The organism is Flavobacterium sp., from assembly GCF_003525665.1.
Lineage (GTDB): Bacteria > Bacteroidota > Bacteroidia > Flavobacteriales > Flavobacteriaceae > Flavobacterium.
Map to the genome: position 1 here is coordinate 1 of NZ_DQDX01000179.1, position 14,116 is coordinate 14,116.

Below are 14,116 nucleotides of genomic sequence, written 5' to 3' on the forward strand. Positions count from 1 at the left end.
CAGTAATGTCATAGTCGAGTAGTACTAATAACCCGTAAGTTTATGTGCAATTTTCCTCCCGATGCAAATCGGGAGGGAGAATCTTTCTTAAAATAATTTTTCTTTATCTCAGTATGTTAAGATATTATGTATTGTTCCCGATTTATCGGGACCCTTGCAAAACCTCTTAAGGTGGTTATTGCGTCGGGGCTCACCTCTTCCCATTCCGAACAGAGAAGTTAAGCCCGATTGCGCAGATGGTACTGCATAACTGTGGGAGAGTATGTCGCCGCCTTCTTTTTGAAAACCCTATCCATATCGGATAGGGTTTTTTGTTTTATATATTTTATGTTAAGGATATTAAATATAAAAGAATGGTTATAACTATGCCTTACTTTAATTATTTAGAGTAAATTATTGTGCGGCATTGTAGCAAAACTTTATCCTTTTTCTCAAAACTCTATTTAAATAGGATAGTTTTATAAGCTTATTTATTGAAAATGGTGTTTTCTTCCTGGGTTGCGTGAGTGATAGTAGCGGCATCCTTTTCTTTTTTTCTTAAAAAAGAAAAGATAGAGCGGATAGCACGACCCTTGGGGCACGCCATAAAAAAAAGCAACTTCTTAAAAGAAATTGCTTTATGTATTGAAAAGTCCGTATTAATTAACCATGTATGGTTTCTGATTTACCGTAGTTGGTGATTAGTTCTCCTTCAAATTCTATCCATTCTTTCCAACGTTTGTCTACATCTACTTTTTCTGAATATTTTCTGGCGAAAGCAAGAAATGAAGTGTAATGTCCTGCTTCACTTATCATTAATTCTCTGTAAAATGTTGCTAATTCTTTGTCTTTTATGTTTTGTGAAAGTACTTTAAATCGTTCACAGCTTCTAGCCTCAATCATAGCTGAGAATAGTAATCTATCTACAAAGGCATCGTTACGGCTTCCATCTTTTTTTAGAAACTTGAATAGTTCGTTTACGTAATGATCTTTACGTTCTCTTCCTAAAGTTAATCCGCGTTCTTTTATGATATTGTGAACCATTTGAAAATGATCTAATTCTTCTTTTGCGATTTCAAGTAATGACGTAACTAATTCTTCGTGTTCAGAATTTTGAGTTATTAGAGTAATTACATTAGTGGCTGCTTTTTGTTCGCACCAAGCGTGGTCGGTAAGAATTTCTTCGATGTTTCCTTCAACAATATTTACCCATCTTGGGTCGGTTTTTAATTTTAGACCTAACATTTTTGTGCTATTTTAGATTAATGCAAAATTATGTCTTTTCTTTGTAATTGTATTTGTTATTATGCTAAAATCTAAAACTTTATTAATTATTGGCTTTGTTTGGCCTGAACCAAAATCTTCTGCTGCTGGAAGTAGAATGATGCAATTAATTGAATTGTTTCTAACCGATGGTTATGAAATAACTTTTGGATGTACAGCTCAAAATTTAGAATTTTCGGATGATTTGTCTGTCTTGGGAATTACTTCTAAAGCCATTGAATTGAATTCGTCTACGTTTGATGATTTTGTAAAGGAGTTGAATCCAAATGTGGTTTTATTTGATCGATTTATGGTTGAAGAACAATTTGGTTGGCGTGTTTCTGAAAGTTGTCCTGATGCTTTAAAAATTCTTGATACGGAAGATTTACATTGTTTACGCAATGCTAGACAATTGGCTGTTAAGGAAAATAGAGATTTTATTTTTGATGATTTATTTTCGGATGTTGCTAAAAGAGAAATCGCTAGTATTTTAAGATGTGATGTTTCGTTGATGGTTTCTGAATTTGAAATTGAATTACTTCAAAATCAGTTTAAGGTTTCAAAAGATTTACTTTTTTATCTACCGATTTTTGCAGAAAAACTTGATTTGGTTCCATTATACAATGAACGTAATGATTTTGTTTTTATCGGAAATTTTCTTCATGAACCTAATTGGGATTGTGTGAAGTATTTGTCGGAGGTTATTTGGCCAATGCTGCATTTGCGACTACCTGAAGCTAAAATGATGATTTATGGAGCTTATCCAATGCAGAAAGTTTTGCAATTGCATAAACCTAAACAGAATTTTTTTATAATGGGAAGAGCAGAAGATGCTTTCGAGGTCGTTAGAAAAGCTAAAGTAGTTTTGGCTCCGATTCGGTTTGGTGCTGGAATTAAGGGTAAGTTGATTGAAGCGATGCAATGCGGAACGCCAAGTGTTACTTCTTTAATTGGAGCAGAAGCAATGCACGGAAATATAGAATGGAATGGTTTTGTAAAAGATAATGCTACTGAGTTTGTTACTGCATCAGTTTTACTTTATCAGGATGAAAAGCTTTGGAATAAATGCCAGGAAAATGGATTTGAGATTTTAGAAAAACGTTATAATAAATCCTTGTTTGAGGATGCGTTTATTATGGAAGTAAATTTGCTTTTAGAAGATTTAAAGCAACATAGAAATTCTAATTTTATAGGTTCTATTTTGCAACATCATTTACTTTCTAGTACTAAATATATGAGTAAGTGGATTGAGGAGAAGAATAGGAAATAATAGTTTGCCGTAGATTAAACCGATTGTAAGAATTTTAAATTGAACGTCTTTCTTATTCTGAATTCTATTCAATACAAATGCAATCTAGCCCTGATTGCAGTGGCATCTCGTCTTTTTGGACGAGATAGAACGGAAAGCAGGAAAATGGAAACCAAGAATGCCCAAGCCATTCGCTCCAAAAAAATATATGAGAATCTGAAACAAGTTCAGATTAAAAAAAAATCCTGCTCATTGCTGAACAGGATTTTGTATTTAAATTGCTTTGCGATTATGCCAGCATGGTAACTGGATTTTCTATAAAGACTTTTAATGTCTGTAAAAATTGCGCTCCGGTTGCGCCATCGATTGTTCTGTGATCGCAAGCTAACGATAGCATCATGGTGTTTCCAACAACGATTTGACCGTCTTTTACGACAGGTTTTTCAACGATTGCTCCTACTGAAAGAATTGCAGAATTGGGTTGGTTGATGATTGAATTGAATTCAACGATACCGAACATTCCAAGATTAGAAACTGTGAATGTACTTCCTTCCATTTCTGTTGGTAGTAATTTTTTAGTTTTTGCTCTTCCTGCCATGTCTCTAACTCCAGCGCCAATTTGAGATAAACTCATAGCGTCTGTGAATTTTAAAACTGGTACTACTAATCCGTCTTCAACAGCTACTGCAACTCCAATATTCACATGGTGATTGATGGTAATTGCATCTTCTTTCCATTGTGAATTGATTTTTGGATGTTTTTTCAATGCCATTGCGCAAGCTTTGATTACCATATCGTTGAACGACACTTTGGTATCTGGAACTGCGTTGATGATTGCTCTTGATTTCATTGCATCGTCCATGTTCACTTCAATTGTAAGGTTGTAGTGTGGAGCTGTGAATAGCGATTCTGCTAAACGTTTTGCAATGATTTTTCGCATTTGCGAATTTTTTATTTCTTCTGTAACCACTTCTCCTGCTGGAACGAATGGTTTTGCTGTTGCTTGAGTTTCTGGTTGAGAAGCTGCTGGTGCAGCAACTGGAGCCGAAGCTGTAAAGTTTTCTACATCACTTTTTACAATCCTTCCGTTTTCACCAGAACCTTTTACTTGAGAAAGGTTGATTCCTTTATCTTTCGCAATTTGTTTTGCTAATGGAGAAGCAAAAACTCTTCCATTGTCTGTAGCTGTAACAGTTGCTGTTTCTTGAGTAGCTTCTTTTGTCGGAGCTTCTGTAGCTTTTTCTGTAGTTTCAACTGCCGCTGGAGCTTCACCTTTACCAAAGTTTTCAGCAATTCCAGTTACATCAGTTCCTGCAGGTCCGATGATGGCTAAGACACTATCAACTGGAGCAGTTTCTCCTTCGTTAATTCCGATGAACAATAAAGTTCCAGAGTTGAACGATTCGAATTCCATTGTTGCTTTATCGGTTTCGATTTCGGCAAGAATATCTCCTTCTTTTACTTCATCACCAACTTTTTTCAACCAAGTAGCAACGGTTCCAGTAGTCATGGTGTCACTTAAACGTGGCATTGTGATTACTTTTACGCCTGCTGGTAAGGTTGTAGGTTGTAGGTTTTGGGTTGTAGGTTGAGCAACATCTTCTTTAACTTCAACTTTTTCTTCTTGGGATTTGGAATTTGAAGTATTGGAAATTAAAGAACTAATATCTTCGCCTTCTTTTCCTATAATCGCTAAAAGTGAATCAACAGGAGCAGATTCTCCTTCAGGAATTCCAATGTGTAATAAAACACCTGAATTGAATGATTCGAATTCCATTGTAGCTTTATCAGTTTCGATTTCGGCTAAAATGTCACCTTCTTTTATTGTATCACCTACTTTTTTAAGCCATGTTGCAACAGTTCCTTCTGTCATAGTATCGCTTAAACGAGGCATGTTTATTACTGTAGCCATAATTATAATCTATGAGGTATGAAAGGATAATTTTCTTGTTCGTAAACCACATCGTACAATTGTTGTACTTCTGGAAACGGAGATTCATCGGCAAATTTTTCACATTCGTCCACCAAGTCTTTTACTCTTTGGTCCATTGCTTCAATTTCTGCTTCTGTTGCGTAGTTATTTTCTTTAATTACATCAAGAACTTGCGTAATTGGATCTATTTTTCTGTATTCTTCAACTTCATCTTTAGTTCTGTAAAGTTGCGCATCCGACATTGAGTGACCTCTATAACGGTACGTTTTCATTTCTAAAAATGTTGGTCCGTCACCACGACGTGCTCTATCGATTGCTTCTGTCATTGCTTCAGCAACTTTTACTGGATTCATTCCGTCAACTGGTCCACATGGCATTTCGTATCCTAAACCTAGTTTCCAAACGTCTGTATGATTTGCAGTTCTTTCTACAGAAGTTCCCATAGCATATCCATTGTTTTCACAAATAAATACTACTGGAAGTTTCCATAACATTGCCATATTGAATGCTTCGTGAAGTGAACCTTGACGTGCTGCACCATCACCAAAATAGGTTAAAGTAACACCACCAGTTTCGAAATATTTATCGGCGAAAGCCATTCCAGCTCCAACTGGTATTTGCGCACCTACAATTCCGTGACCACCAAAAAAACCTTTTTCCTTAGAGAAAATGTGCATTGATCCACCCATTCCTTTAGAAGTTCCAGTTACTTTTCCGTAAAGTTCTGCCATTACTTTTTTAGGATCAACTCCCATTGCAATTGGTTGAACGTGGTTACGATAGGCAGTAATCATTTTATCTTTAGACAAATCCATTGCGTGAATTGCTCCAGCTAGAACAGCTTCTTGACCATTGTATAAATGTAAAAATCCTCTAACTTTTTGTTGGATGTAAACGGCAGCTAATTTGTCTTCAAATTTTCTCCAAAACTGCATTTCTTCGTACCATTGAAGGTAAGTTTCTTTTGTAATTGGTTTCATTTTTTAATGAATTACTATGATTAAAGATATTGTAATTATATCACAATATTTATTTATTTAAAATTGCGAAATGCAAAAGTAAGATATTGATAGTAGATGTAAAAATAAATAAGTACTAAAATGACTTTTTTAACTACAAAATACCAACTATATCGTTATCGCTTACAACGATGTTTTATCAAATGATAACGGTAATAAATTGTTGATTGAATTTGATTTATAAACTTCACCAGATTCTCCCATAAAATAAATTTCTATTGGTGTTTCTTGTTTAAATTCATATTCTGCAATCGATTGTCTGCATGCGCCACATGGTGGAATAGGAGATAATGTTGGATTGGTGTCTGATGCTGCTGTAATGGCTAATTTTACAATTTTAGCATTTGGATAAATGGCTCCAGCTTGAAAAATAGCCACACGTTCTGCACATAAACCCGATGGATATGCTGCATTTTCTTGATTGGAACCTAAAACGATTTTACCATTATCTAATAATATGGCTGCGCCAACTCTAAATCTCGAATAAGGTGCATACGCATTTTTGCGAGTTTCAATGGCTTGATTCATTAATGATTGAATTTCTGATGGTAAATCGGGAATTCCATTAAATACTGAAATTGTAGTGTTGATTGTAATTTCTTTCATTTGATAATAGAGGAAAAAAAATCCAAACTTCGATTAAGAAATTTGGATTGTTATTTGATTAATTAATGTCTAGTATTCATCGTATTTGTCACCAAAATTGAATGTAAGTGAGAAACGTAATGTGTTTTCTAATGGGTTTTTCACTCTAGATGCTGAGAATAGGTAAGACACGTCTATTTTTACTACGTTGTATTTGAATCCAGCTCCAAGTGAGAAAAATTTTCTTGCACCTTTTAATGGGCTTTCATTAAAGTATCCCATTCTAAATGCGAATGAATCTTGGTATAAATATTCGGCTCCAACAGAATAGGTAAATTCTTTTAATTCTTCTGAAAAACCATCTGGTGCATCACCAAATGATTGAAACATTCCAGAAACCCAACTGATTTTTCTATAATCTTCGTTGTTTTCTGCTCGTTCTTCTGGTGTTACAGTTCCATCTCCATCTAGATCTGGATCTTGTGGTGTTGGTACTAATAATTTTGCAAATTCAACACTTGCAGTTACTTTGTTATAATCGTCTAATATAAAATCAAAACCACCACCTAAACGCATTGTTGCTGGCAAAAAGTTGGTACTAAATTCATCATTATCATAACTAATTTTTGGCCCCATGTTTTGGAAATTAAATCCTAAACGGTATCTACCATTAAATTCGTTAAAAGCAATTTCTTCTGATTGAAAAAATCCAGCTACATCAACAGCAAAAGTATTTGCAGGTTTTACATCACTATCTACTGAGACAATTTTTAAATTAGAACGAATAAATCTACCTGCAACAGCCATAGAAAATGTTTCGCTAAGCTTAAGAGAGTATGAGGCGTCGAATGCAAGTTCATTTGGAGTTACAACAAGGGCTTGTTCATCTGGGCTATCAGTTTGACGTAATTCAATATCTCCAAGTCCAAAGTAACGCAAACTTCCTGCGAAAGCACTTCTTTCATTAATTCTATTGTAATAGTTTATTTGTCCTAATGAAATATCATTTACAAGTTGTGTTAAATAAGGTGTGTAACTGATTGAGAATCCTTGTTTGTCTAATGCAAATGAATATTTTGCTGGATTCCATTGTTGCGAAAAATTATCTGCAGATGTTGCTACACCTTGATCTGCAAGACCTGCAGCACGAGCATCAGCAGCAACTAAAAGAAATGGAACTCCGGTTGTAATGACTCTATCTTGAGCGTAAATAAATTGTGATGTTACTACTAAAAGTAACAGTATTGAAATCTTTTTCATATTGTGGGTTCAAAAATATAATTAAACAAATATAGTATTTTATTAAAGTATTACAAGTTTTTCGATTTTTTCTGACTTTTTATTTGTTAGCGTTGATTTTACGGTTAGTTTATAAATATATACGCCTTTACCAATTCGATCGCCAAAATCGTCTTTTCCATCCCAGGTAATTTCTCTTGAAAGGAATCCTTCGGTTACAACTGTTTGATTTATTGTTTTAACAATTTTTCCTGTGATAGTAATTATTTGAACTTGAACTTCTAATGGTTCAAAAGGACGATTGTGTGTAAACCAAAACTGCGTGTAATTTACAAATGGATTTGGATAATTCAGCACGTTTTTTAATGTAATCGATTCATCTCCAACCACAATAAAAGTGATGTCGGCAGTTACAAAATTATTATAAACGTCCCAAGCTTTTAGTGTAATGGTGTGTAATCCTAATTCTAAATTTCTGAATGGAAAGCGTATTTTTCCTTTGGTAAAATCGTCTAATTCGGTTTCATAATAATCGTTTAATATGTACGGATTATTTTCGTCACCATCTAAAATGGCAACAATGTCGTGACCAATTCCGCTTGCCGTATTTATACCGTGTTCATCTTCTAGAAATGCCAGGAAAAATGGAGATTGATTTGTTATTCCGCCTTCTACAAAGGTTTCATCATTCATGTATAATCTAACTCTTGGCGCAGTATTATCTGCTACGGCGCTGGTGTTTATTCCTCCAATTTTAATGTCAGTGTTATATCCAGTTTTGTCTAATAATATTGTGTTTCTTTTAGAATAAAAACTAATTCTTCCGTTTCCAACAGGAATTTTAATGTCTTTAGGAACGACAAATCCGAATTCGAATTGGCCATTATTTACAGATGCATTTCCTCTAAAAATAGTTTCTCCTAAACTGGTAAAACTAATTGGCGGACTGTAATTATCGTTATTATAGGTAACTTTTGTGTAATTTTTATCGAATATGTTAACGGCTAATTCACCATTGTAGGTTGGTAATGCATTTCCAATTTCATCTTGCACTTCTCCCGAAAGTTTTACATAAGCCAATGCTTGAAAATCCACAATAGGTTGGTTTATTGGCACATCGTTTACTTTGGTTAAAACAACTCTAGGTTTAGGAATTGCTAGCATCAAAGCAGGATCGCCAAGTAAAAAAACTACTCTTGTTGAGAAATTATTAAAACTATCGTTTTTAGCCAATCGCAATGCTTCTGCAATAGATACATATTCATTTGAATCATAAGAGAACAATCTGTCTGAAAGCACATCATTAAAATCTTCTGCCGTTGTTTGTCCAATTGATCTAACGGTTGTAATCATAGAAATCGCTCCTCCAGTTGGATTCCAATAGGTGAATTCTCCTGCGGTTTGTCGTAACGGATTATCAAAACGTGAAAATTCGCAAGTGATTGTTATAAATAAAGGATAGCGGTACCTGTTGTTAAAATTAGAACCGTCAAATTTATCCCAAATTCGTTCACCTGTTAAACCGTCTTCACCACCATGTCCTAAATAATTGAAGACTAATGCTCCTTTTTCGAAAGCATTTCTAATATCTTCTTTCGCTTCTGGATATCGGTTTCCTCCTGCAGATGTTTCTTGTGTGTAAGAATCAAGAAGTATTTTTTTGAAGTTTATAAATGGTTTTTCTGCGTGAATTTCGTCTGTTAAAGAGTTTTGTCGTACTTGTAAAGTGGCATCTGGAATTTTATCAGAATCATCCGAAATAGAAACATAGTTATTTCTCCAACTTCCGTAGGATTTTAAATCATGATATTCAATTACTTTGTTGACCATTTCATCGGCTTGAGTTGCAGATGAAACTAGCATTCTTCCTACGGCAATATCAATACCACCATTGGTTACTTCAACATCACCTTCATTACTATCCATTAATGCAAAGAAATCATCCGAACAAAAGGAACTTTCTCCAGAAAAGTAGCTGTTTGTTGCATGATAAATTGGAACAATATTGGTGTTTCCAGGAATTCTATTTTTAAAGTCATAAGAGGCATCTCCAAATAAATTTAAATATTTTATTCTATTACTTGGGCTAGATGCATTGTCGTAAACATATTTTACTAAATTTCTAATTGCTGCAATGTCTTGCTTTCCTGATGAAAATTCTTGGTATATATTTTCAAGATTCACCACTTTTACATTCAGTTGCGAATAATTTCTGTGGAAAGTAGCTAACTTTTCTGCCTGAGAATTAAATGCACTCGGTGTAATTATTAAATAATCAATATCTTTAAAATTTCCTGCAGCATCTTTAAAAATAGTTCCTTTGATGTTTTGATTGGCTACCGCCGATTTTGCTTCTTTTAGAGGAGTATAATAATCGTTTGGGTCAATGGCTATATATTTTCTAATTTCGCCTAATTCACTTTTGAAAGAAAATGTTGCAGCTCCAGAATTTGAAATTTTTGATGTATTAAAAATATCTGTAATATCCCAAACCTGGTTAATATTTGAAGCATTACTTAGTACATATTCACCAATTCCCGCGGTAGAATTTGCAGCATTATATTGAAATCTAAATTGTTTGTTATAACCTACTAAGTTTCGTTTAGCTCTTATAATAATGTAATCTAAAAATCCTTTTGATGCAGGAACTCCGCCATTATCATAGGTTAGATTTATTTTAAATTCTTCGTTCGAAGGAATGTTCGTTATTAAAGTGTTGTGACTAGCTTCTAATCCGGAGTTGAGTGGTACTGGATTTAAGGTCAATGTTCCTATGTCTTGTGTGTTTGCTTTTATATTAAAATTTGTTGCGACAAACGAATTTCCACCAACGTGAATTTCAATTGTTGCAGGAATAGTTGTTACGATATTTTCAAATTTTAATTCGAATTCTTGTTCGTTATCTGAACTAAACGATTCGCCAAACCATACACGACCTAATCGTCCGATATTGTTTAAATCCTTCTCATGGAATTTCTCGTCGTCAAATGTGTTTATGGTAACCGATGCGCTTCCAGAAGGTTGTGGTAAATCTAGAATTCTTTTACCATCTTCACCATCAACAGTAATATAATAGTATGATTTTTCGCTGTATAAATTTAAATTGGTTTTGTTTTCTTGACTCCAATTGTCTACACCTTCGCCATAAAATAAAATATAATCAGATGCGTCAAATTTTAAATCGTCTTCACCAATTACTTGAACTGCATTTTCAGTTAAATCAAATGGATAAGAAGCAGTATTGCTCAAGGGAGCCATTCGTCCGCCATTTCCATATACTTTAATTTTTTTCGGATTTAAAGTGGAAGTTTTAATGCCAAGACTTTCTAAAAACGATTTAGATATTTTATAAACTCCAGATTTTTCAATGTAAAAACGATACCATTTGCCTGAGCTTAAAACCGAATTTGTAGTTTGAGGTAGATTGTTTTCAGAACTTACTCTAGATGAAGAGGCAGAATAAGAGTAAGTAAAAGAAATAATTTTTTTATAAGAACTGCCATCCTTAACAATAGGTGAAATCGTTAAAATTGATGAATAAACGTCTCGAGCAATATTATTTTTAATAGAAGATTTTAGAGAAGTCGGAATTGCTTCTTTGGAAAGATCGCCCAACTTAGATTCTTCGATGTTTTCATAAATAACATTGGTGATTTGTAAAGATTTCTCATCAATTAAGGACGAATTCTTTTTTCTCGTTGAATAAAGTATTTCCTTTTTCGCGCTGTTATAAACGAGGTTAGAACCATTAAACTGCGGAATGTTTACGCTATAATCACCAATTGGATAATTTTGTTTTTCATTCCATTCTATAACAATATTCTCTCTTACTTGCGCGTGGCAAAAGAGAGTAAAGGTAAGCAGGATAAGGGTAGCAATTTTTTTCATCAATAATATGTAACGCAATAAAAATATAATTATTACAACAGAGCGTAAAATTAAATAATATTAATCATCTTTACAATAAATAAAAAAAGGAAACGTTATAATTGTGACTAAAACCAACTAAATTAAAATTTATTAATAATTGAAAAAGATGTTGCAAATTAATAGTTATTTACTATATTGCGCCTCGAAAATTTATTACCTACTAAGAGTATGAAAGTAAACAAGTTTATGGCAATCAGGTTATTACTAGCTTTAGTGATAATGGTCGGTTTCTCAAGTTGTAGCAAAAAATCTAGTTCTAAAGGCGGATCTAGAGCGACAGGTTGGAAAATCAATGACAAAAAAGGTGGATTTCAGTATGCTTCAAAATTTAAAAAGCAAGCAACTGGTCCAGGTCTAGTATTAGTTGAAGGAGGAACATTTACTATGGGTAAAGTTCAAGATGATCCTATGCACGATTGGAATAATACTCCAAATCAGCAACACGTTCAATCTTTTTATTTAGACGAAACCGAAGTAACTAATGTAATGTACATGGAGTACTTAGATTGGTTGAAAAGAGTTTTCCCTCCAGAAGAAGAAAATTATAGAAATATTTACGAAGGAGCTTCTCCAGATACATTAGTATGGAGAAATCGTTTAGGATATAACGAAACAATGACTAACAACTATTTAAGACATCCGGCATATGCTGAATATCCTGTAGTTGGAGTTAATTGGATTCAAGCAACAGAATTCTCTAAATGGAGAACAAATAGAGTAAATGAATCAATTTTAGAGCAACAAAGATTCTTGAAAAAAGATTCAAAAGTTGTTGATGTAAAAGCTGATGCTACTTTTGATACTGAAACGTATCTTGCAGCTCCAACAAAAACTTTTGGTGGAAATCAAGAGGTTGTTTTACAAAAAGGTCAAAGAGGTGCTGCTAGAAATAATGGTGCTGCTGGTGCTGGTGGAGGAACTGCCAATGCAAATGGAAATAGCGGTGCTAAAAACGTTTACGCTCAAAGAACATCTGGTTTAATTTTACCAGAATACAGACTTCCAACAGAAGCTGAGTGGGAATATGCTGCTGCTGCTGATGTAGGTCAAAGAGAATACAATATTTACAAAGGACAAAAGAAATATCCTTGGTCTGGTAGTTATACTCGTTCAGGAAAAAGACAAGTTAAAGGTGACCAATTGGCAAACTTTAAACAAGGTAAAGGTGATTACGGCGGAATTGCAGGTTGGTCTGATGATGGTGCTGATATTACTAATAAAGTAAAATCTTATCCTCCAAATGATTTTGGATTATATGACATGGCCGGAAACGTTGCAGAATGGGTTGCTGACGTTTACAGACCTATCGTTGATGATGAAGCTAATGATTTCAACTATTTTAGAGGTAATGTTTACATGAAAAATAAAATAGGTGAAGATGGAAAAGTTGAATTAGTAACTGCAGAAACTCAGGTTTTTGATACATTGCCAAATGGTAAAGTTGTTGCAAGAAACTTCCCAGGTCAAATTTCTCAAGTTCCGGTTGATGATAACGAAACTTATTTAAGACAAAACTTCTCTACTTCTGATAACAGAAATTATAGAGATGGAGATAAACAATCTACAAGATATTTCGACTTTGGTTCTTCTGAAGAAGGAGAAGCTAAATTGCCAAGCGAAAAAAGAATGTATGATTCACCAGAACACAATGTATCAACTGATAGTATTGGTAATATGGTTCGTAAATTTGACAAATCTAGCAAAAGAACAACATTAGTTAATGATGATGTTAGAGTTTACAAAGGTGGATCATGGAGAGATAGAGCATATTGGTTAGATCCAGCTCAAAGAAGATATTTCCCACAAGATATGGCAACAGACTACATTGGATTTAGATGTGCTATGTCTAGAGTTGGTCCAAAATCAGACAAAAAGAAATCTGCTAGAAATAAAAGATAATTTTATATTTTTGTATAATAAAAGCCCTTTAATTAGGGCTTTTATTGTTTTAATACTTTGCTAAATGACTATTCAAGAAATACATCAACTTTTTTTAAAGTGTACATCAATTTCAATTGATACTAGAAAAATTCAACCAAATTCTCTTTTTGTTTCAATAAAAGGTGAAAAATTTGATGCAAATACTTTTGCAAAAGAAGCATTAGAAAAAGGTGCTCAATATGTAATAATCGACAATGCTGATTTTTATATTGACGATAGAACTATTTTAGTAAAAGATAGTTTAAAGGCTCTGCAAGATTTAGCTAAATATCATAGACAGTATTTAAAATTGCCTATCATTGCCTTAACTGGTAGTAATGGTAAGACAACTACCAAGGAGTTAATTAATGTTGTTTTGGCAAAAAAATACAAGACAAAAGCAACCGTTGGAAATCTTAACAATCATATTGGTGTGCCTCTTACTTTGCTTTCATTTGACAAATCTACTGAAATTGGTATAGTCGAAATGGGTGCAAATCATCAAAAAGAAATTGAATTTTTATGTGAAATTGCTGAGCCTGATTTTGGTTACATTACAAATTTTGGTAAAGCACATTTAGAGGGATTTGGTGGAGTTGAAGGCGTTATTAAAGGAAAAAGTGAAATGTATAACTTTCTTGAGTTTAATAAGAAAATAGCTTTTGTCAATCTTGATGATTCAATACAAGAAGAAAGATCTAGAACTATAGAACGAATTTCTTTTAGTCAAGTTGACGAGAAAGCTTCAGTTTACATTCAAAAGGTTGATGCAAATCCTTTAGTTTCAATCCAATTTAACACGGTTACAATCCATTCGCACTTAATTGGATTGTATAATGCCAACAATATTAACGCTGCTATTACTATTGGTAATTATTTTAAAATTTCCGATGATGAAATTAAGGATGCAATTGAATCTTATGTTCCTGAAAATAATCGTTCTCAGTTACTGACTAAAGGAACAAATGAAATTATTTTAGATGCATATAATGCAAATCC

General features: G+C 33.6%; 9 protein-coding genes and 1 rRNA gene. 4 read left to right on the top strand and 6 right to left on the bottom strand.

The window, feature by feature from the left end; all coding sequences use genetic code 11:
* Positions 1–167 precede the first annotated feature (167 nt).
* Positions 168–277, top strand: a 5S ribosomal RNA gene (gene rrf / locus DIU01_RS12285).
* A gap of 365 nt (positions 278–642) precedes the next feature.
* Here rrf and DIU01_RS12290 read toward each other — a convergent pair.
* A complete protein-coding gene (locus DIU01_RS12290; protein WP_035125578.1) occupies positions 643–1,224 on the bottom strand; it encodes a tRNA-(ms[2]io[6]A)-hydroxylase in 582 nt (193 codons plus the stop codon).
* A gap of 61 nt (positions 1,225–1,285) precedes the next feature.
* On the opposite strand from DIU01_RS12290, the gene DIU01_RS12295 reads away from it, so the two are divergent.
* Positions 1,286–2,512: a glycosyltransferase gene (locus tag DIU01_RS12295; protein ID WP_290834877.1), complete on the top strand. Its 1,227-nt coding sequence runs from the start codon at positions 1,286–1,288 to the stop codon at positions 2,510–2,512.
* Between the two features lie 268 nt (positions 2,513–2,780).
* Here the strand turns inward: DIU01_RS12295 and DIU01_RS12300 are convergent, their stop codons facing one another.
* The 5 genes from DIU01_RS12300 to porU form a co-directional block, all read right to left on the bottom strand.
* The gene (locus DIU01_RS12300) at positions 2,781–4,403 is read right to left on the bottom strand and encodes a pyruvate dehydrogenase complex dihydrolipoamide acetyltransferase (RefSeq protein WP_290834879.1); all 1,623 of its coding nucleotides are present in this window, start codon (positions 4,401–4,403) and stop codon (positions 2,781–2,783) included.
* A gap of 2 nt (positions 4,404–4,405) precedes the next feature.
* A complete protein-coding gene (gene pdhA / locus DIU01_RS12305) occupies positions 4,406–5,404 on the bottom strand; it encodes a pyruvate dehydrogenase (acetyl-transferring) E1 component subunit alpha (protein WP_290834881.1) in 999 nt (332 codons plus the stop codon).
* A gap of 162 nt (positions 5,405–5,566) precedes the next feature.
* Complete coding sequence (cdd, locus tag DIU01_RS12310) at positions 5,567–6,049, bottom strand: cytidine deaminase (RefSeq protein WP_290834883.1); 483 nt, start codon at positions 6,047–6,049, stop codon at positions 5,567–5,569.
* A gap of 69 nt (positions 6,050–6,118) precedes the next feature.
* Positions 6,119–7,288 (bottom strand): type IX secretion system outer membrane channel protein PorV, encoded by a 1,170-nt coding sequence (gene porV / locus DIU01_RS12315; protein ID WP_290834885.1) that lies wholly within the window; start codon positions 7,286–7,288, stop codon positions 6,119–6,121.
* A gap of 42 nt (positions 7,289–7,330) precedes the next feature.
* Entirely contained in the window at positions 7,331–11,155 is a 3,825-nt protein-coding gene (gene porU, locus DIU01_RS12320; RefSeq protein WP_290834887.1) for a type IX secretion system sortase PorU, read from the bottom strand.
* A 210-nt stretch (positions 11,156–11,365) separates the two neighbouring features.
* On the opposite strand from porU, the gene gldJ reads away from it, so the two are divergent.
* On the top strand, positions 11,366–13,096 hold the full coding sequence (gene gldJ / locus DIU01_RS12325) for a gliding motility lipoprotein GldJ (RefSeq protein WP_290834889.1): 1,731 nt from the start codon (positions 11,366–11,368) through the stop codon (positions 13,094–13,096).
* Positions 13,097–13,160: 64 nt separating this feature from the next.
* Positions 13,161–14,116 (top strand): UDP-N-acetylmuramoyl-tripeptide--D-alanyl-D-alanine ligase (gene murF / locus DIU01_RS12330; RefSeq protein ID WP_290834891.1); only part of this gene is annotated, 956 nt, incomplete at its 3' end.

Bases quoted from the DNA above. Each gene is read 5' to 3' on its own strand.
- DIU01_RS12290 (WP_035125578.1), bottom strand. From the start codon at position 1,224: ATGTTAGGTCTAAAATTAAAAACCGACCCAAGATGGGTAAATATTGTT.
- DIU01_RS12295 (WP_290834877.1), top strand. From the start codon at position 1,286: ATGCTAAAATCTAAAACTTTATTAATTATTGGCTTTGTTTGGCCTGAA.
- DIU01_RS12300 (WP_290834879.1), bottom strand. From the start codon at position 4,403: ATGGCTACAGTAATAAACATGCCTCGTTTAAGCGATACTATGACAGAA.
- pdhA (WP_290834881.1), bottom strand. From the start codon at position 5,404: ATGAAACCAATTACAAAAGAAACTTACCTTCAATGGTACGAAGAAATG.
- cdd (WP_290834883.1), bottom strand. From the start codon at position 6,049: ATGAAAGAAATTACAATCAACACTACAATTTCAGTATTTAATGGAATT.
- porV (WP_290834885.1), bottom strand. From the start codon at position 7,288: ATGAAAAAGATTTCAATACTGTTACTTTTAGTAGTAACATCACAATTT.
- porU (WP_290834887.1), bottom strand. From the start codon at position 11,155: ATGAAAAAAATTGCTACCCTTATCCTGCTTACCTTTACTCTCTTTTGC.
- gldJ (WP_290834889.1), top strand. From the start codon at position 11,366: ATGAAAGTAAACAAGTTTATGGCAATCAGGTTATTACTAGCTTTAGTG.